The sequence below is a fragment of the Variovorax sp. GW458-11-26-14-LB1 genome (assembly GCF_059423965.1).
Genome location: NZ_JBWKYW010000001.1, coordinates 118,272 through 144,092 on the forward strand (window position 1 = coordinate 118,272; position 25,821 = coordinate 144,092).

General features: G+C 72.1%; 13 protein-coding genes. All 13 read right to left on the bottom strand.

Going from position 1 to position 25,821, the window contains the following annotated elements:
• Nucleotides 1-49 precede the first annotated feature (49 nt).
• The 13 genes from AC07YS_RS00585 to gspG all read right to left on the bottom strand — a co-directional run bounded on the left by AC07YS_RS00585 (nt 50) and on the right by gspG (nt 25,780).
• Nucleotides 50-12,985, bottom strand: coding sequence for a filamentous hemagglutinin family protein (locus AC07YS_RS00585; RefSeq protein ID WP_495267188.1), 12,936 nt, complete (start codon nt 12,983-12,985; stop codon nt 50-52).
• Entirely contained in the window at nt 12,976-13,317 is a 342-nt protein-coding gene (locus AC07YS_RS00590; protein ID WP_495267189.1) for a FecR/PupR family sigma factor regulator, read from the bottom strand. Before AC07YS_RS00590 ends, AC07YS_RS00585 begins: the two co-directional genes overlap by 10 nt.
• Nucleotides 13,318-13,385: 68 nt before the next feature.
• The gene (locus AC07YS_RS00595) at nt 13,386-14,387 is read right to left on the bottom strand and encodes a FecR family protein (protein WP_495267190.1); all 1,002 of its coding nucleotides are present in this window, start codon (nt 14,385-14,387) and stop codon (nt 13,386-13,388) included.
• Nucleotides 14,388-14,398: 11 nt separating this feature from the next.
• A complete protein-coding gene (locus tag AC07YS_RS00600) occupies nt 14,399-14,947 on the bottom strand; it encodes an RNA polymerase sigma factor (RefSeq protein ID WP_495267191.1) in 549 nt (182 codons plus the stop codon).
• Nucleotides 14,944-15,630 (bottom strand): hypothetical protein, encoded by a 687-nt coding sequence (locus AC07YS_RS00605; RefSeq protein WP_495267192.1) that lies wholly within the window; start codon nt 15,628-15,630, stop codon nt 14,944-14,946. The genes AC07YS_RS00600 and AC07YS_RS00605 overlap by 4 nt, the downstream gene beginning before the upstream one ends.
• A 272-nt stretch (nt 15,631-15,902) precedes the next feature.
• Nucleotides 15,903-17,114: a substrate-binding domain-containing protein gene (locus AC07YS_RS00610; RefSeq protein WP_495267193.1), complete on the bottom strand. Its 1,212-nt coding sequence runs from the start codon at nt 17,112-17,114 to the stop codon at nt 15,903-15,905.
• Between the two features lie 164 nt (nt 17,115-17,278).
• Nucleotides 17,279-18,484, bottom strand: a complete 1,206-nt coding sequence (gene gspF, locus AC07YS_RS00615) for a type II secretion system inner membrane protein GspF (RefSeq protein WP_495267194.1) — start codon at nt 18,482-18,484, stop codon at nt 17,279-17,281.
• Nucleotides 18,485-18,491: 7 nt separating this feature from the next.
• Nucleotides 18,492-19,934, bottom strand: a complete 1,443-nt coding sequence (gene gspE / locus AC07YS_RS00620) for a type II secretion system ATPase GspE (protein WP_495267195.1) — start codon at nt 19,932-19,934, stop codon at nt 18,492-18,494.
• Nucleotides 19,931-22,537 (bottom strand): type II secretion system secretin GspD, encoded by a 2,607-nt coding sequence (gene gspD / locus AC07YS_RS00625; RefSeq protein ID WP_495267196.1) that lies wholly within the window; start codon nt 22,535-22,537, stop codon nt 19,931-19,933. Before gspD ends, gspE begins: the two co-directional genes overlap by 4 nt.
• Complete coding sequence (locus tag AC07YS_RS00630; RefSeq protein ID WP_495267197.1) at nt 22,534-23,139, bottom strand: type II secretion system protein M; 606 nt, start codon at nt 23,137-23,139, stop codon at nt 22,534-22,536. Before AC07YS_RS00630 ends, gspD begins: the two co-directional genes overlap by 4 nt.
• Nucleotides 23,136-24,332 (bottom strand): type II secretion system protein GspL, encoded by a 1,197-nt coding sequence (gspL, locus tag AC07YS_RS00635; RefSeq protein WP_495267198.1) that lies wholly within the window; start codon nt 24,330-24,332, stop codon nt 23,136-23,138. Before gspL ends, AC07YS_RS00630 begins: the two co-directional genes overlap by 4 nt.
• On the bottom strand, nt 24,329-25,279 hold the full coding sequence (gene gspK / locus AC07YS_RS00640; protein ID WP_495267199.1) for a type II secretion system minor pseudopilin GspK: 951 nt from the start codon (nt 25,277-25,279) through the stop codon (nt 24,329-24,331). The genes gspL and gspK overlap by 4 nt, the downstream gene beginning before the upstream one ends.
• A gap of 69 nt (nt 25,280-25,348) precedes the next feature.
• Nucleotides 25,349-25,780 carry a type II secretion system major pseudopilin GspG gene (gene gspG, locus AC07YS_RS00645; protein ID WP_489056829.1) on the bottom strand — a complete coding sequence of 144 codons (432 nt, stop codon included), beginning with the start codon at nt 25,778-25,780 and terminating at the stop codon, nt 25,349-25,351.
• Between the last annotated feature and the right edge of the window lie 41 nt (nt 25,781-25,821).

Sequence of the window (25,821 nt, forward strand, 5' to 3'; positions counted from 1 at the left end):
GGAAGGAACACGGGCGCCCGTCGGCCTGGGCGCGGGCTCGACGGGGCGTTCAGCGTTGCAGGTTGGCGCGCTCCTCGTCCGTCAGTTGCCGGCTCATCGCCGGCGGCAGGCTGCCACCGCCGCCGAGCACGCGGATCACGCTGCGCGGGTTGTAGCTGGCGGCGGTCGTGGCGGCCTTGGCGCTGTCGGCCGGCGCCTGTGCGCCGTTGCTTCCGGTTCCACTGACCGGCTCGTTGCCGAAGCCCAGCACGCGCACCGTGAACACCGACGGCAGCGCCTGGCGCGCCGCCGCACGTTCGCGCTGCATCGCGTCCTGCGCGGCCATGCCGGCCTGTGCGGCGGCGGCGCTGGCGTTGGTCAGCGCGCCCACGTTCACTGAGGCCACCACCGGCAGCCCGGCCGATTCGCCCTTGACCTGGATGTTGGCTGCGTTCACCACCTGCAGCGCGGCCACGTTGACGTTGCCCGACACGCGGATGCCCGCCTCGCCCGCGTCGATGGTGCCCAACGGCGCGATCAGGTCGACGTCGCCCGGCGGCACTTCGGCGATGGGCGCCAGCGTCGCGATGCCCGCGCCCGAGCTCGGGGCCTGCGGCGACACCTCGACGTTGCCGACGTTGTCGTACACCCGCTTGGGCGGCGTGAACACCACCGTGGTCTTGGCGCCGCGCCCGGCGTTGATGTCGCCCTTCTCCGACCACGCGAGGATGTCGCCGCCGAAGGTGGTCATGATGCGCGACAGCCCGAGCAGCAGGCTGCCCTCGCTGAAGAAGCGGATGTTGCCCTGCCCCTGCGTCAGCACGCCCGAGGTGGCCGGCGGCACCGCGCCCTGCACGCCCAGGATGATGCTGCCGCCCGGCGCGAGCATGTCGATGTCGCCGCCGAACTGCGTGCGCACGCCCGAGCCGCCGAACATCGTGATGTCGCCCTCGAGCGCCGAGCGCGCGGGGAACAGCGTGGCGATCATCTCGCGCCCGCGCAGGTAGCTGCCTTGGCGCGGGCCGTCCGCGTCGTTGTACTCGCGCCCGCCTTCGCGCAGCTCGGCGTAGTACACCTCGCGCAAAAAGATGCGCTGCTGCGCCGGGGCCAGCCCGTCGAAGTACGCGAGCGCCTGCGCGGTGGTGCCGGCGTCGAAGCCGTAGCGCGCTTTCAGCCATGCGGCCAGCTCGGCCTCGTAGGTCTTCGCGGCCTTGCCCGGCTGCTGCGCCAGCGGCGTGCCGGTTTCGGCGCGGTTCGACGGGTCGAGGTAGCGCGCGCGGACCGGCGCCATGTCCAGCCCCTGCGTCGCCGCCTGTGCGCCCACGCCGGCCATGAGCGCCACCGAGGCACCGGGCCGCGTGTCGCCGGGCACGATGGGGCCGATCGAGGTGATGCCGCCGCGGTCTTCCTGCCGCAGGTGCCGGCCCGCCGAGACTTCGAGCGTGCCGGGGCCGGCGATGTCGACGTTGGCGTAGAGGATGTCGCGGCCCGCGGAGATCACCGAGACGTCGGAGGGCTGCTGGTGGACGATGAGGTTGCCGCGTGAGGCTGTGCTCTGGAGCTCGCTCGGACGCTCCACCCAGAACGTGCCCGGCGCATCGCCGGTGTTGACGATGTCCCGGCCGGCCTTGATCCAGATCGGGCCCGCGGCGTGGTACCAGGTCGCGCTGCCGTCGGGCAGGGTCAGCGTCTCGCCGGTGCGCAGGCCGACGATGTCGCCGCTGGCCGCATAGAAGCGAACGGGCGGCGCAGCGGCGTCACGGGCCAGTGGCTGCGCTGCCGTGTTCGGGCCGAAAGCGAACAGCGAAGGCCCGAAGAACTGGGAGCCGGAAATGGCCGTCCCCGTGGGCGAGGCGTTGGTGACGAACTGCTTCACCCCCTGCGCGTCGAACTCGGCAAAAAACGCCGGATTGAACGGCGTCGGCAGCGGCGTGCCGGTGCCCGACATGCCCATGCCGAGTTGGCCCGCGTAGATCGAACCGCCCGACAGCATCTCGAATTCGCCGCGTGCGGAAGGCGCCAGGGTCAGCCCGTAGCTCAGTGCCACGGGGTAGTACCGTGCTTGCGGCAGCGCCGCGTAGCCGGCGTAGATGTTCCCCGTCAACGCGGCGGCGTGAAAGATGCCCGGATAGACGATCCATGCGTCGGGTGAAGTCGTCTTCAGTGTCGAGTCGGCGCTGTCCCGGCGTGCCATCACGGGCGTGAGGTGCCCGCCCGCCGACAGCAGGTCGATCGCGCTGCGGTCGGTCCACAGGCTGAACCAGCCCTGCCCGCCTCCGTCGTAGCCGGTACCGCCGACGCTGAAGGCCGAGGTGTTCGGCGTCGGAACGCGCCCGGGGTCGGCCGCGGCGCCGAGCACCAGGTCGCCGCGCGTGCTCAGGCGCATCGTCGCGTCGCCCGGCAGCAGGTTGATGCCGCCGCGCGCGTCGGCAAAGGTCGGGTTGAAGGGATCGATGGCACGCGTGTCGATCGGGTCGCTCAGGTTGAAGTTGCTCGACAGGTACTGCAGGCCCAGGCTGCCGATCGACGCCGCGCGCACGTCGGTGCTGCCGCGCAGGTTGGCGATGGCGCCGGTGAGCACGAGGTTCTCCGCGCCCCCATTGAGCGCGCGGTGCGGGTTCAGGGCGCCGGCCACGCGCATGTCGATGTCGCCGCCGCCCGTGAGGGTCAGGGCACCGTCCGCGCCGACGCGGCCGGTGCTCGCCACGGCGAGCACGAGCCCGCCGCTGCTGGGTCTGTCCTGCGAGTTCACCAGAGGCTGCGGCGTACGCGGTGCGATGGCCCCTGCATCTCCAGCGACACGCACGCTCAGGTTGCCGCCGCCCAGCGTGCCGAAACCGGTGAAGCCGGCCAGCGTCGGCGGTGTGAACGTGCCGGGCATGGCGATGCCGCCGACGTAGGCGCCGAAGTTGATCCACCATGCGCTCGGGATCGGGCTGTCGATGCCCGCCGTGCCCGAGCCTTGCCGCCAGAGCCAGTTGCCAGCCAGCACGCTCGAGCGTTCTTCGGAGACGATGTGACCCACGAGATCGCCGCCGGCTGCGATCAGCAGGTTGCCGCCCTGGTCGGGGTACCACGCGCGGTAGGCCGAGAGCGCGCCGTTGTAGTCGGTCAGCGGCGACTGCGGCCCCAGCAGGCCGTCGGTGCCGCTGCCGCGCGGGCGGTTGTGGCCCGCCTCGGTCGCGGTGGCCGTGCCGGCCGTGTACACGCCGAAGGGCGAACGCATCCGCAGGTCGCCCGCGGCCAGCAACTCGAGGTCGCCGGTGCCGGTGCGCAGCACGCTGAAGGCGGGCGTGTTCGGCGCGCCGACAGCCCGTTCCTGGCCACCGCCGGGCACGCAGAGGCCGGGGCCGATGTCGCACCACCACAGGTCGTCGGGCTCGACCGGTGTGCCGGGCGGGCGACCCAGCCAGTTGCCCGGGGCCCAGACCAGCGGACCGTTGCCGGGACCCATTTCGATCGTGAATTTCAGCACGCTGTGTGCGTCGGCCAGCTGCAATGTCGCGCGCGAATCCGGTCGCGTCGCCCGCCGGTCGGCCGCGCCGAGGTCGGCGCCTGCCACCAGTTGCAAGTCCCACGAGGTGGCGCCCTCGCCCAGCATTGGAGCGATCGCCCAGTTGCGCCCTTGCACCCCATCGACCGTGGGCCGCAGTTGAACCGGCGTGTTGCCGGGCAGTTCCAGCGAGGTGTTCGACGGAATCAGCGCGCCGCGCGCAAGCTGCAGCGGGCCGGCCATGGTCATCTCCACCGGCAGCTCCACGCCCTTGGGCCAGGTGAGTGCGCCCACCGAGGCCGCCGTGCGCAGCGCGGTGCCGGCGCTCAGCCGCGTCTGGGGCGGCAGTGTCACGGCCGTCGCCAGCACCGAGCCGGCGGCATGGGCCAGCGAACCGTCAGGGCTGTAGATGTTGGCCGCCACCACCGTGCCGGCCGGCAAGCTCCACGGCGCTTGCAGCACCGCGTCCACGGGCAGCACCGTACCGGCGGGCAGCGTGGCGGGGTTCACGCTCACGCTGTAGTTGAGGGTGGCGCCCGCGGGGAAGCGGGTGCCGCTGTCGAGCGTCACGCCGTCGATGGGCACGACGACGTCGCCGCCGGCGTAGCGCCCTTCGGCGAGCATCCAGCCGACGTCGTCCGGCGTGGCCGGCGGCGGTGCGAAGCCGTCGCTGATGCTGCCGTGCACGTTGAGTGCGCCGGCCGCGCGGATCACCAGCTTGCCGGGCTCGCCGAAGCCGCGCCGCGCCGGATCGCCGCGGTGCGCCGCGGGCCCATAGCGGTAGCCCGAGAGGTCGAGGTCGCCGTCCACCGTGAGGTCGCCGTTCGGGTTGTTCAGCCGGTCGCTCACGATCTCCACGCCCGGGCGCAGGTGGTAGCTGCCCAGGCCTGCGAGGCGCGCCGACAGCGAGGCGTTGCCCAGCGCCTTGTCGATGAAGGCGACGCTGTGGACGTCAACCTTGTTGAGGAAATCCTGCGTGATCAGTTGCGGCCGGTGGCCCGTCACGTCGGGCGTCGTGGCCAGCGGCGCGTCGTCGTAAGTGCGGAAGGCATTCACCGCGACGGTCTTCGCGCCCACGATGGCCGGCGTGCCCTCGACCGCCACGGCCACGTCGTCCGCGCCGAGGCGCGGTGCATTGAGGTCGAGCGTGCCCCGCGCGCGGCCGTCGTTCTGCCCGGCGCGGGTGCCCATGGCCACGTCGGTGCCGACGCGCAGGTCGATGCGTGCGCCGCTGCCCAGCGTGAGCGTGCCGTCGCGGCTCGTGAGGTCGACCACGGCGCGGTTCGGGCTGTCGATGATGCGGCCTGCGCTGTCCACGCGCAGGCCCGTGCCGTGCGCGTCCAGCGTGCCGTTCACGCGCAGGTCGCCCGCGGCGGCCAGCCGGATGGTGCCGACCTGCACGCCGCTCGCGTCGACGCGCCCGTCCACGCGCAGGCTGCCGCCGTCCAGCGCAATGGACACTTCGCGCGCCTTCACGCCGTCGCCCACCACGAGGTCGCCCTGCTTGATCTGGAAGCGCCGCGCGCCGAACACGCCGCCTTCGTTGAGCCGCTGGTTCAGGCCCGCGAAGTCGGACAGGGTCCGGGCGCGCACGGTCAGCTCGCCCGCGTCGTAGGGCACCAGGGTGCCGCCGGCGTCGTAGCTGCCGTTGGTGGCGCCGCGCAGCGCGCCGTCCAGCGCGACATGGCCGGCGCCCTCGCCCAGCGCCACGGCCTCGATCGTGCCGCCGCGCTGGCGGCGCGCCGACACGTCGATGAGACCGCCCGCCGCCTGTGTGATGTGGCCGGCCGCGCTGGTCATCAGCAGCTCGCCGCCGGCGCTGTCCTTCGCCACGTCGAACAGCGTCACGGTGCGACCCGACAGGTCGATGCGCGAGGCCACGCCGAGCGTGACGTTGTCGCTCGCCGCCAGCACCAGCCGGCCGGAGGGCAGCACGATGCTGCCCTCCAGCCCGACGCGCTTCCCCCTGAGTTCCAGTGTCGCGCCCAGCGCGTCGCTCGTGCCGGGCGCCACGCCCTCGGGCACGGCCACGGTGATGTCGCCGCCCGCGGTGATCCGCATCGTCGAGGCCGCCTGCCCCGTGAGCACCGGCGCCACCACCGCGAGGTTGCCGCCTTCGTAGGCATAGCCCTCGCCCGGCGTGTACGCGCCCTGCCGCTGGTGCACCGCGAGCGTGCCGCGACCGCTCGAAGTGACGCGTTCGCTGGCGTTCAGCTTCACGTCGGCAAAGCCCAGCGCCAGGCGCGCATCGGTGACCTGGCCGCTGGGCTGTGCATACGGGCCGTGGCCCAGCACGATGGTGCGGGCGCCGATGTCGAGCGTGCCCGCGCCCAGCAGGTCGGCCATGGCCGCGCCGGGCACGGCGTTGGAGCCGGACCAGACGAACTCGCCCGCCCGGATCGAGGCCACGTCGCCTGCTGCGCCGTAGCCGTGGATCGCCGGTGTGCCGAACACCAGCCGGTCGAGGCCGCTGGCGTCGAGCTTCACGGCGCCGAAGATGTTCACGGCGTCGCGCGCGTTGAAGATCAAAGTCTCGAGCGCCGGCGCGCCGATGGCGGTGTTGCCCGCCAGCAGGCGGTCCAGCCGCGCCTGGTTCAGCGCCAGGCCCAGCGGCAGGCGGCCGTTGGCGCCTGCGGTGGCAATGGCCGCGTCCTCGCCAAGGTTGACCGCCGCCACCGCGAGCGACAGGTTGCGCGTCCCGTAGGACACGTTGTCGGCCAGCGTCAGCGCACCGTTCGTGGCGATGGCCAGCGTGCCCTCGGACACCAGCTGCGTGGTGCCGCTGCACGAGGCCGTCACGCACTGGCCGACGTGGATGCCGACGGAATACGGCACATCGGGCGACGACGCGCCCAACTGCAAGTTCAACCAGCCGTTCGACAACGCCAGCACCGAGGTGCCCGTGAACACATAGCCCGCGCTCGAGTCGAAACCCGAGGCCTTCTGGCCCAGGGTGCTGAGCGAGGCGCCTTCCTCGATGACGATCTGCTGCTCGCCCACAAAGCCGGGACTGCTCGCCAGCACGATGTCGCCCGCCGACAGGCGCGCACCGCTGCGCACCACCAGGCTGCCGTCGCCGTCGATCGTGGCCAGCCGTCCGCGCTGGCCGTACTCGACGAAGATGCCGCCATTGAGCACCAACCGTGGTGCATGCAGCTTGCTGAGTTCGTCGGCCCGCACCGACGAACCGGCCAGGTCGGTGGCGGCCGTCTGCCCCGCCGCCAGCACCTCGCCCAGGCCGCGCACGTTCACCGTGCCGCCGAAGCCGTCGGTGCCGGGCGCCGCATCCAGGCGCACCTGGCCGTCGAAGGTGAAGCCCAGGCGGTTCGTGTCGCTGTCGGTGGGCTTGGCCAGGAAGACGTCCAGCGTCTTCGCGTCGACCGTGAGCATGCCGCGCGCAAAACCCTGGCGCGCCGCGTCCGCGCGCATGAACGTGTTGTAGTCGGTCTCGCGGTAGCTCGAATGCGCACGCACCTGCGTGCCCGGCGTGAGCACCAGGCGGTTCGGCAGCGTCTCGCGGATCGCGGTGTGGGCCACGCCCAGGTAGCCGGGCGCGACATACGAGCCGTTGCCCACGCCGGTCACGCCCGACAGGCCGATGCGGTCGCCCGCGCCGATCTCCACGCGGAAGGCACCGGGGAGCAGCGCATAGGTCGAGGGCATCAGCGTGTAGGTCCCGGCCGGAAGGCCGGGCACGCCGGCCGGAAGGGTGACCTGCTGCCCCACCGCCGGTGTGCCGAAGCCCGCCTCGGGCGCCACCGGCGCATAGCTGGCCGCGCTGCCGGGGACGATGGCGTACACGCCGCTGCGGCGGTCGCTGTAGGCGTTGAAGGGGTTCGCGTTGGCGAGCGGCGTGGCCAGCACGTCGACCGAGCCGCCCCGGCCGGTGGTGAAGCCCGCGCCCGACAGCGTGCCGCCGCCGGACAGGTCGAGCAGCGAGCCGGCCTGCGCGTCGACATGGCGGGCGTTGAAGCCGATGCCGCGCCCGACGATGGCTGCACCGACCATGCCGCCCGCTGCGTCCTGTGTCACGGCCAGCCCGCCGTAGCGATAGATCAGGCCGTCGACCGTGCCGCCATAGGGCATCTGCAGGCCCGCACCGCTCACCGAGGTTTCGCTGCCTGCGAGCAGCGTCACCCGCTCGGCCACTTCACCACTGTTGGTGTTGGAGCCCAGCAGCAGGCGCCCCAGCGGCGCGCGCACGATGCCGCCCTGCTCGATGGTCTCGGCGCCGAGCCTCAGGCTGCCGAACGCCGAGTACGGCATCGCGACCTCGCCATCGCCTTGGCGGCGGATCGCCAGCACACTGCCCTCGGCAAAGCGCGGCGCCTCGCCGGAGGCGGGGTCCCGTGGCATCACGCCGGCCAGGATCTGTGCGCTGGCGCCTGTCGCCGGATAGATCTGGGCGGCCGTCAACGCCATCTGGCCGCTGGTCGACAGCTCGGTGGTCAGGTCGCCCTGGAGGCCTTGACTCATTCCGCCGCTCAGGAAACGGATGTCGCCCCGGCTGGCGATCTCGACGGAACCGAAGCTGCGTCGGTCCACTGTGTAGCGCGCCGTGCCCAGGTTGACATCGGTGCGGGCGCCGAAGCCGACCCGGTCGCGCACGTCGACCAGTTCGGCAGAGACAGCGAAGGTGCCATCGCCCGCCTGGGTGGAAGGGCCTTGTGCCCAGCCGGCTTCAGGCATGACCGAGCCATCGGGAACGGTCGGCCTGCGCGCTCCCGCCAGCCGAACATAGGGCGCGCTCAGCGACACCGAACTGCCCACTGCGGCCGTTTCACCATGGGCATAGGACGCCGCGTAGAGGCGCAGACTTTGTCTCAGGTTCAGCGTGACGTTGCCATCGAAGCTCAACGGACCATGAACCAGCAGCGAGAGGTTGTCGAAGCCTCCGGCCTCGATGCGATCGACGCCGATCCGGCCCGTGCCCGTGCGCAGCAGTTGTCGTGCGTCGAACCGCGAGGCTGCGGCCGCGAGCGGGCTGTCGCCCTGCGTCTGGGCCAGCATCATTTCGCGATGACGCAGGAGTTCGCCTGTCGTGAGCGCGGTCGGGTAGATCGCCGACTCCAGGGCCAGCGCCAGCGTGCCACCCGCGGCGCCTACCCCGCCCGCCGCCGCACGCAGCGTGCCGTCCAGGTAGAGGCCCTGGCTCGACGACAGGACGATCGTGCCGCCGTTGCTCGCAACCACGACGGGCGACGTCATGCCGCGCGGCCCACCCGCGCCCGGATCGAGTTCGGCACGCGTGCCCGACGCATCGAGCAGCGCGCCCGGGCGAATGACGACGAAGGCTTCGGGCGCCTGGGTCAGCCCGGTCTGCTCCCAATCGAATGCGCCACCGATGCGGATCGTGCCGCCATCGGGCACCTGGCCGTAGGCCCGGCCGAAGTTGTCGTGCGCCACCGCAGCCCGCGCCGAGGTGTCGAGCACGGCACGCTCGCCGATCCACACCAACCCGGGTTGGCCGGGTTCGCCCGGCAACCCGCTGCCCTCCACGCTGATCGTGCCGCCCGGCGCGCGCAGCAGGCCGTCGACCGTGATCTCCCGACCGCGCAGCCCGATGGACTGGCCTGCATCGACCGTGATTTCCGCGCCCGGGCGCACGTCGACCGGAGCCCGCGACACCGTGGCAACGCCGCTGTCGACGGCCGCCTGCAGCTGCAGGCTTGCACCGCCGCGCTGCGTGAGCACGCCGCGCACCGGGTCTTCGGTCCACAGCGGCGGCATCCACAGCGCCAGCGCGCGATCGCTGCCACCGGCGATGGTCTTGGCGTCGGGCGCGAAGCGGTAGACCGGCATGCGCACGTCGAGCTTCGCGCCGTCGGCCACCACGAGACCGAGGTGTCCGTTGACGTCGTAGCGTGAGAAGCCCGACTGGAAGATGCCGCTGTCGATGCCGATCTGCGCGAGAGCAGTGACGGGCCGGTTGAACACGGTGCCGGCCGCCACCCGGGTGCCGCTCGCAATGGTGAAGTCGGCGGGCGCGACCTGGCCCGTGGGGACGGTGACCATGCGCCCTTGCACGCTCAGCCCGTTCGGAAAGATCGCAGCCGAAACAACGTAGTCGATCGGAAAGCCCTCAGGGCTGCTGATGCCGATGAGCTTCGCCCCTGCGGGCACCGTCTGGGGTTGCCGGGCGTCGCCCGGGGAGTAAGAGCTGAAGCGCTCCACCGAACCGTTCACGATCGCCTCGACGTTGAATGCGATGGAGCCCGCACTGCGAGGCAGCACCCAGGCCACGGCGATGGTGACGGCGTTCGTGTCGTTGTCGAGAAAGAACGGCGCCGACCCCATCGCCTCCCCGGGGCGCGCGTGGGTGCGCTCGTACTGATAGTCGACCGGCAGGATGCTGCCCGCGACCACCTTGTAGTCCTCCAGCAGGATCAGGTCGGTGGCCGCGCGCTCGCCGAGCGCCTCGCCGCCGATCACCACCCCCGTGCCCGACGCCATCCGCAAGGTGCCGCCACCGCTCACGCCGTAGCCCCGGATGTCGCCATCCGCATGCAACAGGCCGTGGGTCGCCACCGTGGCATGGCTGTCCGCCAGCAGGTCCACATCGCCGCCGCGCCCGCCGCGTGTCTTGCCGTTGGCCAGCACCGCGCCGCCCGACGACACATCGATCAGCGAACCCGCAGCCAGGTCGATCGCGCCCGTGCTGCGGATGCGCACCGCGCCGCCGTCGAGGTACGGCAGGCCGCTGCTGCCCGACGGGTCCATCTGCAGGTTGCTCCAGAGCCCGCGCGCATCGAGCGTCACGCCGGGCGCGACGCGCACGCCGATGGTCTCGGGCACCGTGCCTTCCGCCAGCGGCACGCTGACCTCGCCCGGTCCCCCCACGTTGGTGGCGCTGCGCACCACGTTGCCCAACATGATCTGGCCGCCGCGCGCCGTCAGGTCGCCGCGCACCGCCACCGTCGTCGCGTGCAGCGCGATGCGCCCGCCCGGTGCCACGCCCAGCGCGCCGTCCACCGCGATCTCCTTGCCGGCCACGGCCACGAGCGCGCCCAGGCCGAAGCCGCTGAGCTGCCGGCTGTCCAGGCGCAGCGCCTCCTTGTCGGCGGCGGGCAGCGGGTCGCCGGCCCCGAGCCTGGCCGTGTCGGCGCCTGCCGCACCGTCTGCGAACACGATGCGATCGAGCGTCGGCACCAGCTGGCGGAAGATGCCCACCGCGCCCTTCGCGGGGTCGTCGTTGAAGCCGACGACCTGGTCGTTGCCGAGCGTGAGTTGGCCCGCGCGGGCCGCCGCAGCGTGCGACTGCGCGTAGCCGTCGAGTGCGGCGTCGCTCTTCGTGCCCTGCCCCGGCCCCTGGTAGGCGGTGGCCGTGATGTCGCCGCGCAGCACCGCCGCGCCCGTCGCCACTTCGAGGCGGCCCGCGTCGCGGCCCACCGTGTAGCCGTTCTCGAGCCGTTGCTGCGGGCCGATCAGCGGGTTGTAGAAGTAGCCCGTGGTCTTGTCGCCCCAGCGCTTGTGTTCGTCTTCGAAGCCCTTGTAGACGCCGGTGTAGACGATGTCGGCCGGCGCGCTCGACGCCTCGTACAGCCGCCCGTCGCGGCCCTTGAGCCAGCTCTGGCGGATGACGCCGGTCTGCACGTCCAGCGTGCCGCCCGAGAGGTTGATGTTCGATCCTGCCTGCGTCACCACCTCGGCGCCCGTGAAGACCACGTGGCCGCCCTGCGCCGCCCATTCGCCGACGCTGTGGCCCTGCAGGCCCAGGTAGCCGCTCACCTCCAGCAGGCCGCCCGCCGTGTACCAGCGCTCGCCGTCGTAGCCGCCGGTGCCTGCCGCCACACGCGTGAGCTTGCGCCGGTCGATCCACACGTTGCTGTTGTTGAGCATCGTGGTGTCGCGGTTGACCGGTGCGTCGCGCTGCTCGTTGCCCTGGATGTTGATCTCGACGTTGTTCGAGGCCATGGCCACCCGCACGCCCACGGCGCCCGACACGTCGAGCCGCGCGCCGTCGGCCACGGTGCTGCGCCCGCCCTGGCGGCCCGCGCTCACCGCGATCTGGCCGCCGGTGGCGAGCGTGGTCGACGCGCCTTCGAGCAGCACGCCGCCGCCCGAGACGATCTCGATGCGCGACAGGTCGCGCCGGTCGTTGAGCTGCGAGAGGTTGTCGAACGCGCCCAATGCGGCGCTCCGGCGCAGCACGTCCTGCCTGGCCGACTCGTTGATGAGTGCGCTGCGCTGGCTGTCGAGCGCGGTGCGGCCGTCCTGCGTGTCGAGCAGCACCGCGTTCAGCGCGCGCCCGGTGACGGTGACGCTGCTCTTCGCATCGGCGGCCGATGCCAGCAGATGGATCGTGCCGCGCGTGTCGACCGTGGTCGTGGCCAGCGCCACGCCGTCCTGCACCACCTTGCGCCCGGCCAGCGTGATGTCGCCCTCGGGCGCGCGCAGCAGGCCGGTGTTGCTCACCTGCCCCGCCGTGCTGTCGGGCAGGAACTGCGGCGCCACCTCGTTGCCGCGCGTGGTCGAGAAGGTGTTCTCGGCCGTGCCCTGGCCCGGGCGCACGATGAAGAAGTCGCCCGCGGCAAGCTGCGCCTGCCCGCGCGGCGTGGTGACGGTGCCGGCGTTGTGCACCTCCTTGCCCATCAGCAGCACGTAGCCGCCGCCCTGCGTCACCGAGGCCGGCGTGCGCGTGGTGAGCTGCGCGCCCGCCTCGACCTTCACCGCGCCCTGTGCATCGGTGAAGCTCGGCGCGTAGCCTTCGCCCGCGCGGGCGCTGTGGATGCCGCGTGCCTTGAACTGGTCGTCGCTGATGTGCGCGGCGGCCGCCACCAAGTTGCGCGTGTCGGTCTGGCTGGTGCCGCTGAACACCACACCGTTGCGGTTGGCGATGAGCACCGTGCCGTCGGCCTTGATCTGGCCCTGGATCTGCGAGGGCCGCGCCTTCGGGTCGTTCACGCGGTTGAGCGCGGCCCAGTCGGCCTGTTGCTTGAAATCGACCGTGGTGTTGCGACCGACGTTGAAGGTCTCCCAGTTCAGCACCGCGCGGTCGCCGGTCTGCTGGATCGCCACGTGCGTGCGGCCGTCGGCCGACGGCGTCTGCTCGGGCCTGTTGGCGTTGTGCCAGCCGGCCGTGAGGCTGTTCGTGTCGACCGCAAGCCCGCCTTCGGTGAGACCGTCGGGCACCGACGACGGTGTGTTGCGCGCGGCCTCGCGTGCCGCCGCCTGCGCGGCCTGTTGCGCCGCGATGGCCTGTGCCGCGAGGTTCAGGTTGCTGATCGAACGCTGCAGCTGTGCATTCGCCTGCTGCTGTTGCAGCCCCGGGTTCGTGAGGCTCGACGCCGGCATGCCGTTCGGCAGGCGCCCGCTCTGGACCGCACCGGCCTGCGCCGCGCCCTTGTCGGCGAACCAGGCGGGGCTGAAAGCCTGCCGAGCCTGGGCCACGCCCAGCGCACCCGCGGTGGCCAGTGCCACGGCCAGCGCACGCGCCAGCGGCGTGAGGCGCAGCTCGCCCTCGGTCGAAACGGCGCGTCGGCGCGAAGAGTGGGCGTGCGGATTCAGGACCATGATGAGCGGGAGCGGAACGGCGCGAAGGGAGAAACGGCGGGATCGAACGCCGCCCGGGAACCCGGACGGCGCACGGACACATGGATGTCGTTCGCCGCGCGGGCGATCGACGGGAATCGAGGGACAGGCAACGGCCGGGTCTGGCAGGCCGCTGGCAACAGCAACTGCCACAGCGCGAAGGCCTCGCGCCAGGCCCGCGCATGCGCCGCGCTGCGTGCACACCAGCCCGCGAGCGCCTGTGCCTCGGCCTCACTGCCATGCAGGCGGTTCAGGCGTACGACCCAGGCCAGCGCTTCGTCGCTCAGGCGGGTGTCATGAGGCGTCGGTTGCATACCCCATGACGAGCCTGCGCGATGCAACCCGTAAACTTTTTGCAGGCTGCTCGCGATGCGTCAGAAATTCAGCTCAGCAGCGCGATGCCGCCGGGCAGGCTGCGCAACTTCGCGCCGTAGAGCTCGCGGATCATCGCCAGCGCGTTGTCGATGCTGCGCAGCGACAGCTGCATGCGCACCGCCACGCGGCCCAGCGCCTCGTTGCGCAGGATGATCCGGCCCGGCCGGTAGCGGTTGATCTCCGCGATGACCTCGGCCAGCGGCGTGCCGTCGAACGACAGCACACCTGTGCCCCAGGTGCTCACGTTCGCCAGGTCGGCGCGCATCACCTCGTGCAGCCCGTTGGGGTCGTACACCACCTGCCGGCCCGCCTCGACCGAACGCTGCTGTCCGTTCACCGACACCAGCACGCGGCCGTCAAGGCAGGTCACGCAGACCTCGGGCCCGGTGTGGCGGATGTTGAAGCGTGCCCCGCGCGCCTGCAGCCGGCCACCGCCGGCTTCGACGAGCAGTTCGACCTCGTCAGCGGTCGCGATCTCGGCTTCGCCGGCGACCAACGCCAATCCGCGCGCGCCCTGCAGGCGGTTGATCTGCGTCTGCGTGTTCATGCGCACACTGACGCCCTCGCCCAGCGCCACCTGCCGCTGCTCGCCGGTCGCGGTGCTGTAGTCGGCCGTCAGCTCGCCGACCGACGGCCACAGGCCCAGCGGCGGATCGACCGCGAGCACGCCCGCGGTCACCGAGGCCGCGACCGCACCGCCGAGAAAGGCACGGCGCCCCGGCGAATGCAGCGCGTTCGACAGCGCCGGCCAGAAGCGGTGGCCCCGCGTGCGCGACGTGCGTGAGCGTGCGGCTTCGGCCTGTCGTGCTGCTTCTTCGGCCAGCAGCGGATCGAGCGCGGACCACACGCGCATCAGCTCGCGCCAGGCCTGCGCGTGGGCGGCACTCAGCGCCGCCCACTGCTTGAAGGCGTCGGCATCCGCGCGCGTGGCCTGGCCCGAATGCAGGCGTGCCCACCAGGCCCGCGCCTGGCGCTCCAGCATGCTCGTTTCGGTATCGGGGTAAGACATGGCGCTCATCATCAGTTGTGTCTCGGCCCGGCAAAGTGGCCGCGCTGCACCGCGTCCACGTCCGGCAAATGCTTCTTGCAGTAATCCAGCGCCGCGCGCAGTTCTTTCTCGACGGTGCTCAGCGACACCTCGAAGCGCAGCGCGATCTCGCTGTTGAGCAGCCCCTCGACCCGCGCGGCCACGAGGATCTCGCGGCGCCGCGCCGGCATGCGCGCCAGCACGTCGCTCAGCGCCTGCACGTCGCTGCGCGCGCTGGCAATGCGCTCGGGGTCGCCCGCTTCGTCCACGAGGTGAACGAGCGCATCGATCTCGCCACGCACCAGCAGCACGCTGTCGCGGCGGTAGCCGTCGGTCGCGATGTTGGCGGCCATGCGCAGCAGGTAGGCGTCGGCGTTGTGCACCGTGCCCGCGTCGCCCATGGCCGCGAGCCGCAGCCAGGTTTCCTGCATCGCGTCGGCCGCGTCGTCGCGCGAACCGACGATGCGTTCGAGCTTGCCGCGCAGCTCGACATAGCGCGCGACCATGCGCGCGCGCAGCGTGGAGGCCAGGCTCTCGCTCATGGCGCCACCGGCGGCGTGCAGTCGGTGCGCGCGCCCGGCCCTTCCGGCAGCAGCAGCACCACGAGCGGTTGCGGCAATGACGGCGGTGGCGGCGCGCCGACCGACAGCCGCTGCACCTTGAACCGCACCGCGGCATCGCGGTCGGGTTCTCCGGTGGTGCTCAGCAGGCGAAAGCGGTCCACCGCGCCGCGCGCGTCCAGGTGCAGCTGCAGCGCGAGGCGGTAGCTGCCCGGCCGCGTCTGCGTGGTATCGCACAGGGCACCACGCAAGGCGTGCTGGACCTGTGCGGCATAGGCTTGATGCAAGACATCCCCTTCGTTGAAACCCGACCCCTCCAGGCCCGCCGCTTCCGGCGACAGGCCCGCCTCCTTCGGCCCTGCGGCGGCCTCGCGGATCACCACCGAGCCCGCGTTCGCATGGCGCGCCTCCATGCCCGTGCCGGCCAGCATCGCCTCGAGCGCCTCGGCCGCGCTCAACGAGCCGCGCACCGCACTCGACAGCCGCTGCGCGTGCTCGCCGTCGATCAGGACGTCCAGGCCGGTCATCCGGCTGTAGACATCGAGCGCATCGCCCAGCCGCTGCGGTGCGATGTCGAACGCCCGGCGCGCCGTCGATGCCGTCTTGGCACTGGGTTCTGGTGGCTGCTGCGCCTGCGCGCCCGTGCCCCACGCCAAGCACCCCACCAGTGCCATGGCACTGACCGATGCCGCGTTCGCTCTCATACCGGTTGGGCGCACAGGCTCCTGGGTGACTTCGTTCTTCCGCGCCCTCGGGACCGCGGAAGGCCGTGGTCACGGTAGTGATCGACGGTGACGCACGCATGACATCCATTCGTTCTGCTCCGCCGCGAACAGCGAAGAGGCCCCGGGGATCGGCCACGCCGAAGCGCAGCCTCTCCACGGGGCCTCCGGTCGGCGAACGGGCAAGGCCCGCTCAGGCCGCACCGATCAGCAACTTACGGACGGCCCTTGCCGTTGCAGACGCTGGCGTAGCCGATGCTCAGCGAGCTGGAAGCGTTCAGGAAGTTGGCGGCGATGACGGCCTTCCAGTTGTTGTTGGCGGCCGGCGGCGTGCCCGGCGACGTGCCGTTCGGGAGCACCACGAAGTTGTGGGTCGCGATCTTGGTGTCGTAGGTCGTGCCGGTCAGACCCGTCAGCAGGTTCTTGATCTTGGTCTGGATCGAGGCGTCCTTGTAGCACTGGTTCAGCAGCAGGTTGGTGGTGCCGAAGATCGGGTAGCCGGTGCCGGCGGCCGGCATCACGTAGGCGGGCACCCAGCTCAGCGGGTTGGCCGCCGGGCCGTTCGGGAGCACCTGCTTGGCGAGTGCTTCACGGATCGCACTGGCGACCGGCAGCACGCCGTTGATCTTCGCGACGACGGTGTTGTCGGAGCCGGTATAGCCCGTTTCGGGGCTCAGGTAGCTCACGCGTGCGTCGGTGGTCAGGGCGGCCTTCACGCCGCTGCTGCCGGTGGCGGCAACCCAGTGCGAAGGAATGACGTTCGCCGGCGAGAGCGCGCCGCCGACCATCGTGGCGAAGCTGTTCGACACCGTGAAGCCGGCGCCCGGGCAGGCGGCCACGAGGTAGCGGCTCAGCAGCTCGTTGGTGCCGCTGGTGTCGGTGCGGTAGACCACGTTCACGGTCGTCGTGTCGGCCGTGCCGCGCACCTGGCCCCAGGTCTGGCCGCCGGTCTTGTTGCTGAAGATCGCGCACATCTTGGCGTCGGTCAGGCTCAGGTCGGCGATGCCTGCGCGCTTGTAGGGGATGAGCACCGAGGTGGCCACGGCGGGCACCTGGATCATCGGGCCCCAACCCGTCGCACCGGCGGCGTTGGTCGTGTAGGTGGAGAACTCCGTCGAGGTCAGCGCGGAATCGCTGCCGGCGAAATGCACCGACTGCGTGGCAGGCCAGTTGGGGGTGCCGGTCACCGATTCGTTCTTGAAGGCGGTGGCGTTGTTGTTGATGAAGCCCGTCTTGCCAGCGCCGCTGCCGGTGCCGGTGTAGCTGAAGTCCGTCTTGCCGATGCCGCTGGGCAGCAGATCGTCATAGAGCAATTCGGGCAGGGTCGCACCGCCACCGACGGCGATCTGGGCGGAAGCGGCGCCGGCGGCCACGAGGGCCGCCATCATCACGGCCGACAGGGCGACCGACTTGAACTTTGCACGCATGGAAACTCCTTTGAAGGGACCAGAAAATTTGACTCGTGTCGCCTGTGCAGCGACAGGATCGATGGTGCGTTCGCGAGGTGACAGCCACCCGAAAAAAGCTCGGGAACACGCACCCGTGAATGCGTGCGAAACGGGGCGTCGGCGTGCGCCAAGCTCCCGAACATTCAGCGCACCATCTGGTTGATTTCCATGATCGGCATGAGCACCGCGAGCACGATCGCCATGACCACGCCCCCCATGGCGAGGATCATCAGCGGCTCCAGCAGCATGGTCAGGCGTATCGCGCGGCGCTCCAGATCTCGGGAGAGGTTCTGCGCCGCGCGCTCGAACATGGCCGCCAACGCTCCCGTCTTCTCGCCGCTGGCCACCAGGTGCACGAGGTTCGACGGAAAAATCTTCTGTGCCTTCAGCGCCGCCGCGAGCGGTGCGCCCTCCTTCACGCGGCCCGTGGCCTCGAGCACGCAGCGGCGCAGCCAGTCGTTGCCCAGGGTCTGGCGCGCGGCCTCGAGCCCGCGCAGCAGCGGCACGCCCGCGTCCATGAGGATCGCCAGTGTGGACGCGAAGCGCGCCGTGTCCACACCGAGCGCATAGCGCCCCACCAGCGGCAGGCGCAGCACGAGCGCATGCCAGCGCAGCCGCCGCCCCGCATCGCGCAGCGCGGCACGGGCCCCCACTGCCGCGCCCGCGCACACGCCCGCCGTGAGCCAGCCCCATTCGCGCACGAAGGCGCTCGCGGCCAGCATCACGCGCGTGATGGCCGGCAGCTCCTGGCGCGCCTGCGCGAACGCGCCGATGACCTGCGGCACGACGTAGCCCAGCAGGAAGACCACGATGCACAGCGACACGAAACCGACGATGGCCGGGTAGATGAAGGCGGTGAGCACCTTGCCGCGCAGGGTGTCGCGGTTCTCGAGGTAGTCGGCCAGCCGCTCCATCACGCGCGCGAGGTCGCCCGAGTCTTCGCCGGCGCTGACGAGCGCGCGGTAGATCGGCGGAAAGTCGCGCGGCCGTTCGCCCAGCGCATCGGCCAGCCGCAGGCCGGCGCGCACGCCGTCGCAGACCGCGCCCAATGCTTCGGCCACGTGGCGGCGCTCGGCCTGCTCGATGGTGGCGACGAGCGCGGCTTCGAGCGTGAGGCGCGCGCCCAGCAGGCTCGCGAGTTCGCGCGTGGCCCAGCACAGGTCGGCCGCGCCGAGCCTCGGTTGCAGCCAGGCCAGCGCACCGCCGCTGGCCGCCTGTTCGCGGATGCCGAGCGGCGTCAGGCCGCGTTCGCGCAGCTGGGCGCGTACGGCGCGCGCGGACTCGCCCTCGGAGCTACCACGCTGCACCTCGCCGGCCGCGTTCGCCGCTTCGTACTGGAACCGTGCCATGGCGTGCTCAGGCGTCGCGCGTGACGCGCAGGATTTCCTCGGCGGTGGTCACGCCCTCGCGCACCCAGCGCTGGCCGTCCTCGCGCATCGAGCGCATGCCGTGGCGCACGGCGGCGGCGCGCATGGCCTGCTCGTCGCCACCTTCGTGAATCAGGCGGCGGATGTCGTCGTGCACCACGAAGAGTTCATGGATGCCGGTGCGCCCCTTGAAGCCCGAGTGGCCGCAGGCCGCGCAACCCACGGGCACGTAGACCGTGCGGCCGTCGTCCTGCACGCGCGGCGCCTTGCAGGCCGGGCACAGGCAGCGCACCAGCCTTTGCGCCAGCACGCCCAGCAGCGAAGACGACAGCAGGAAGGGCTCGATGCCCATGTCGGCCATGCGCGTGACGGCCGACACCGCGTCGTTGGTGTGCAGCGAGGCCAGCACGCCGTGGCCCGTGAGCGAGGACTGCACGGCGATCTGTGCGGTTTCCAGGTCGCGGATCTCGCCGATCATGAGGTTGTCGGGGTCCTGCCGCAGCGCGGCGCGCAGGGCCGCGCCGAAGGTCATGCCGATCTTGGCGTGCACCGGGATCTGGCCGATGCCGGGCAGGTCGTACTCCACCGGGTCTTCCACGGTGAGGATGTTGCTGGTGCCCAGGTCGAGCTGGCCCAGCGCGGCGTACAGCGTGGTGGTCTTGCCGCTGCCCGTGGGGCCGGTGACCAGCACGATGCCGTGCGGCTGGCGCACCAGCCGCGTGAGTTCGGCCAGCGTGTCGGGTGCCATGCCCAGCCGTTCGAGCCGCAGCCGGCCGGCGTCTTTCTCGAGCAGCCGCAGCACCGCGCGCTCGCCGTGCGCCGTGGGCACGGTCGACACGCGCACGTCGATCGGCCGCCCGCCCACGCGCAGCGTGATGCGCCCGTCCTGCGGCAGACGTTTTTCGGCAATATCGAGCTGCGACATGATCTTGATGCGCGAGATCAGCGCCGCATGCAGCGCCCGGCGCGGCGTCACCACGTCGCGCAGCGTGCCGTCGACACGGAAGCGCACCACCGAATGGGTCTCGAAGGATTCGAGGTGCACGTCGCTCGCGCCGTCGCGCGCGGCCTGCGTGAGCAGCGCGTTGATCATGCGGATGACGGGCGCGTCGTCCTGCGCGTCGAGCAGGTCGGTGACGGCCGGGATGTCCTGCATCAGCCGCGCCAGGTCGACCTGCTGCTCCACCGCGCCCACCACCGAGGCCGCGTCGCCGGATTCGGCCTGGCGCTCGGCGAGCAGGCGCTCCATGTCCTCGTCGCCCACCTGCCGCAGCGGCAGCGCGCCCAGCAGCCGGCGCGCCTCGACCACGGCCCAGCCGGGCGTGCGCGGGCTGACCGCCAGGAAGGCCGCCTCGCCGTCGCGCTGCACCGCGACGCGCTGGCTGCGGGCCCAGGCCTGGGGCAAGGCGATGTCGGCGCGGGCCGTGTTCATGGCGTCACCACCCGTTCGGGCCGGTAGCCCAGCTCGCGCAATACGGCGACCGCGTTGTCGACGGCCTGCGGCTCGCGCGGCACGTCCACGCGCACCATCGCGCCCTCCCCGCCCGGGCCGCCGACGATGTAGGCGCCGATGCCGCTCACGCGCACGCGCTGCACGATGCGCAGCGCCTCCTGCTCGGTCTTCGTGTCGGCGAACTGCACCACGGTGACCTTGTCGTTGGCGCCGCCGTACAGCGCGGCGGGGTCGGATTCGACCGTCACGCCCGCCGGCAGCCGCGAGCGCTGCGTCGGGGGTGGCGGCGGCGCAGCGGCCGGTGCCTGGCGCACCGCGCTGGCCGTGGCGGTGGGCGGTGGCGGCTGCTCGCGCGTGTGCTCCCAGCTCTGGGGGCGCAGGTCGACCTCGGGCGCTGATCCCGGAGCGCGCAGGCTGGGCACGTCGGCCAGCGGCAGCAACGGTGCGCCGCTGTCGGGCAGCAGGCCGTGCGCCATCGGGCGCGCGCGGCCCTGCTGCAAGCGCATGAAGTTGTAGCGGTCGAGCGTGAGGCCGCGGCTGGCGTTGGCGTCGCGGATCACGTAGGGCCGCAGGAACACCATGAGGTTGGTCTTGACGCGCTGGCGCTTGTCGTAGCGAAACAGGTTGCCCAGCACCGGCAGCGAGCCCAGGCCGGGCACGGCCTCGGTGCCGTTGGCGACGCTGTCTTCCATCAGCCCGCCCAGCACCATGATCTGGCCGTCGTCCACGAGGATGCTCGTATCGAGCGCGCGCTTGTTGGTGACGATGCCGGCCGCGCCCGAGGTCTGCTCGTCGATGCTGGACACCTCCTGGTAGATGTCGAGCTTGACCGTGCCGCCCTCGGAAATCTGCGGCCGGATGTTGAGCTTCAGACCGATGTCCTCGCGCTGGATGGTCTGGAACGGGTTGGTGCTGCTGTTGCCGTTGGTGATGTACTGCCCGCTCACGAAGGGCACGGTCTTGCCGACCATGATCGAGGCCGGCTCGTTGTCCAACGTGAGGATGTTCGGCGTCGAGAGGATGTTGGCGCCGTCCTTGGCCTGCAGCGCGCGCGCCAGCACCTTCAGGTTGAGCACCTCGCCCACGCCCGGCAGGTTGATGGTGCCGTCGACCACGCCGATGTTCAGGCCGCGCGGCATGGCGTCGATGGTGGTGCGCGCGTTGGCGTTGAGGCCCGCGCCGCCGAAGTTGGTGCCGCCGCGCACGCGGCCGTTGTTGCCGCCCGCCATCCACTGGATGCCCAGCTCGGCCGCGTCGCGCTCGGTGACCTCGACGATCAGGCTTTCGACCAGCACCTGCGCGCGCCGCTGGTCGAGCAGGTCGATCACGCTGCGCAGGCTGCGGTACATCGGGTCGGGCGCCGCGATGATGAGCGTGTTGGTGGTGGCGTCGGCCTGCACCGTGACACCGCCGCTGGAGAACGCGGTGGACGCACCGCCGGTGCCGCCCGCCGCGCCCGGAACCTGGCCATTGGCGCCGCCGGCCGCGCCGCGCAGGCCACCGAACTTGCCGGCGGTGCTTGCCGTGGCGCCACCGGTCGCGGGTTGGCTGCCGGTGGCCGACGCACCGTTCGCTGCGCCGCCATTCGCCGCCCCTGCACCGCCGAGCATGCCGCCCGCGCCGAGCGCGGCGCGCACCGAACTGCCGCCACCGCCCGTGACTGTCTGGTCGCCCGATTCGCCCGTGAGCAACCCGCGCAGCACGTTCGCCAGGTGCACCGCCTGCGCATTGCGCAGGTAGACCACATGCAGGTTGCCCGGGTCGCCCTGCGCGCTCTCGAGCTTGCCGATGAGTTCACGCGCCAGCGCCGTGCGGCCCGGGCTGCTGGAGCGGATCACGATGCTGTTGGAGCGCGGGTCGGCCAGCACCACGATGTCGCGCCGGCCTTTTTCGCCGCTGCCTTCGAGCAGCTCGGTGGCCAACGCAGCGATGTCGGTCGCGATGCCGTGGCGCAGCTTGACCAGCTGGGCGTCGAGCGCGGTGGGCGTGTCGATGCTCTCGATGATGCGTGCCAGCCGCTCGAGGTTGTCGATGTAGTCGGTGACGACCAGCGTGTTGTTGGCGGCATAGGCCGCGATGCTGTTCTCGGCCGCGACCAGCGGCTTGAGCACCGGCACCATCGCCTCGGCGTTCTCATAGTTGAGCCGGAAGGTGCGCGTCGCGAGCCCGCCGCCGGGGCTGCGTGCGTTCACCGAGCCGCCCTGCTGCTTGGCGTCGGCCACGGGCACGACGCGGCTCACCTCGCCCACGTCGACGATTGCGAAGCCGCGCATGCGCAGCGCCGAGGCCAGCATGCCGTAGGCGGTGGCGGCCGGCACCTCGCCTTCGGAGACCAGCGTGATCTGCCCCTTCACGCGCGGATCGAAAAGGAAGTTGCGCCCCAGGAATCGCGCCAGCGCCGACACCACCGAGGTGATGTCGGCGTCGACGAAGTTCAGCACCACGCGCTCTTCGGCACCGGCACGCGGCGCGGTTTTGGCGGGCGGCGATGGGGTCGCGGCGCTGGCGGCGATCGCGAAGACACCCAGGCAGCATGCCGCCGTCCATCGGCGCAGGGCCGCGCCGTTTCGATCTCGTGTCACTGGCCATCCTTGGTGAGTTGTGTGGACTGCAGCGCCACCGCGCCGCGCACGCGGCCCTGCGGCGTGCCCTCGCTGTCGTCGTCGGAACTGTCGATGCGCTCCAGCTGCGCCCGCGTGACCTCGAGGTCGCGGCGCGCCGAGACCGCCACGAGCCAGGCGAACACCTGCGCGGCCGGCACGGGCTCCGGGAACTCGACGCGCCATGCGCGCGTGGGCTGCGCCGGGCTCCCGGCCGCCGGCGGCCCGTCGGCCACGGCGTCGTGCAGGCGGTAACGGCCGCGCAGGCCGGCGCGGTCGAGGGCGGCGTCTATGCCGCCCTGTGCTGTATCGGTCGCCGCGTGGGCGCCGGGCACATCGGCCAGCAGCGTGTCGAGTTCGGCGGACTGGGCCCGCAGCTTCGGCAGGTCGCGCTGCCAGCGCGCGGCGGTGTCGAGCGCGGGACGGGCCAGGCCCAGCCACAGGATCGCGAGCACCACCAACAGCAGCGCAACGCCCGCGCCGAGCCGGTCGCGTGCGGGAAGCCCACGCCAGCGCCCGATCGCTTCGCGTGCCATCCGCCGCGCGGGGTCGAGGAGGACGCCACCCCTTCGGGACAGGTTCACGGGGTGTCCTTCTCTGCGCGGGCCGTGGCCGGCGTGATGCGCAGTGCGCCGGCCTCCGGGTCGGCGGACAGGCTTCGCTCGCGCGCCTGCGCCTGCAGCACGCGCAGCGCCTCGGTGTTCGGCGCCGCGCCCTCGCGCCAGCGGACGCGCAGCTCGCCCGCCGTGTAGTGCAGCGCCTGGACCTGCCCGGCCGGCAGCTGCGCGAGCAAGCCCACCGCCGCGCGCGACAGCCCCGCGTAATCGCCGCCGACCGCGGCCTGCGGTGCCTGGCCCGCCCGCGCCTCCTTCTGCTGGCGCGCCTGCTGCACCGGGTTGACGACCACGGGCAGCTCGGGAAACGCGGCCTTGACCCGCGCGGCCATCTCCCGCTTCAAGGCCTGGCCTTGCGTCGCCAGCCGGTGGGCATGCACCTGGAGGCCAGCTGTCCACACGAGCGCGGCCATGCAGCCCCACAAGGCCGCCGGCCGCAGCAGCGCCGCCACGCCCGCATGCGCCTGAGCGGGGTCGCTCGCGGACAGCGCCCAGCGCCAGCCCTCGCCCGACCAGCGCGCCGCGTCGCCCTCTTCCTGCGCCGTCCAGTGCACGGCCGGCGACGCCGCCTCGCCGCTCGTCACATACGCCGCGAGCGCGGCGTCGCGGTCCGCGCCGTGCGGCAGCGCCTGCATGAAGCCCGCGCCGGCGCCGGTGCGCACCACGAGCCAGCGGTCCAACTGCAGGCCTGTCCAGCCCTCGGTGGGCGTCGGCAGGAAGGCGGTCGGCAGGCACAGTGCGCGCGGCGCCATGCCGTGCCGCCGCAGCAGCGCCAGCCAGCGCACCATCGCGTCGCGCGCGATCCAGGCGGCCGGCACCGTGCCGTCGGCCCCGCGCGGGCCGATGCCCACCGCCAGCGCGTCGATCGGCTGCAACGCACAGGGCTCGATGGCCCCGAGCACCGCCGCATGCAGGTGCCGCCCCGTCAGCGGCGGCAGCGCGAAGCTCGCCAGCGCCACCTCGCCCGGCGCCAGCGCGACCTCGAGATGGCGCGCCTCGAAGCGGCCGGCCACGGCCCCGAGCGCGAGCGCGCCGCCGTCGTGCCAGCGACCGTCGGCAGCGCGCCAGCCGCAGTGCACTTCGGCATCCACGAGATCGGCTTCGCCCTCGTCCGGCCAGGGCGGCAGCTGCAGGCGCAGGCGATCGACCTTCAGGGCGCTCACACGCCCTCCCGCAGCCAGACCACGCGCGGCACGCTGGTCTTGTCGTCCTGCAGCAGCGCGACCTGCACGAACTTCGTGCGCGGCGTGTCGAGCACGCTGGCGACGCGGAACCAGTTGCTGTCGATGCCGATGCGCACGTCACGCTCGTCGAGCGTGGGCATCTGGAGCCGGTTCGCAAAGTCGCCGCGGTTGATGAACCACTGGCCGCGGTCGCGCGCGGCGAGCAGCGCGCGCGCCTTGTCCAGCGCCAGCCCGGGCACGCCGGCCGCGAGCAACTCGGCGCTGGCCGTGTTCGCGTTGATCCAGGTGCGCGCCGGCAGCAGCGTGACGAAGGGCGCGAGCCGCGCGATCACGCCGGCATCGACGCCAGGCACGGCCAGGAGGTCTTCCAGCACGCGCGGGCGCGGGGCCTGCGGGGCGCGCGGCAACTCGGGCGGCAGGCCCAGCGTTGCGGCCATCGTGTCGGCTGCCGCATCGGGCATCGTCTGCGCGGCTTCGCCTTCGGGGTCGGCGATGCTGCCGACCACGCGCCGCATGAGCGCCTGCGCCTGGGCTTGCGAGACGTCCGTCATGGCGCAGAGCCGTTGGAACACGGCCGCTTCGGCCGGGTCGATGCGGCCCCGGTCGACGAGGTTGCGCAGGTTGAACTTGCTCTGCTCGTCGCTGATCTCGCTGAGTAGCCGCGCGCCCTCGGCGGCCACCTGCCCCGCCACGGGCCCGGCGAACGGCCGGGTCCACAGGCCGTCCAGGCGCGTGGTCGGCTCGCGCACGGCCTCGGCGCGCAACAGCCGCTGCGCCGCGCCCAGTTCCCCACGCAGGAGCCAGCGCGCCTGCACCCGCGACTGCTCGCCCTGCATGGTGCGGATGAAGGCCGACTGCCGCCCGAGCAAGGCCGCTGCCAGCGCGGCGATCACCGCGACGATCAGCAAGGCGCTGATCACCGCCATGCCGCGCATGCGCCGTTGCCGGCGGCCTGTTCCGATCCCTGCCATCGCGCCCACGGTGCCGTTCCCGCGCTACCAGGAGCCGATGTCCGCGTTGGCTTTTTCTCCGTCGGGCTCGCCATCGGCGCCCAGCGAGAACACGTCGACCTCGCCGTGCGTGCCGGGGTTCAGGTACTGGTAGGCGTTGCCCCACGGGTCCTGAGGCAGGCGTTCGAGGTAGGTGCGCCAGTTCGTCGGCACCTTGCCCGTGGCCGGCTTCTCGACGAGCGCGCGCAGGCCCTGCGTGGCGCTGGGGTAGGCGCCGTTGTCCAGGCGGTAGAGCTTCAGCCCCTGCATGATCGCGGCCACGTCCTGGCGGGCCGCGGTGGCGCGGGCCTGGTCGGGGCGGTCCATCAGGCTCGGCACGATGAGCGCGGCGAGCACGCCGATGATGACCAGCACCACCATCAGTTCGATGAGGGTGAAGGCCCGCTCGGCACGGCGACGGATTGAACGGGCGGCCATGTTCCACAACTCCCGGGAAAAGACTTCACAAGGACAACGAC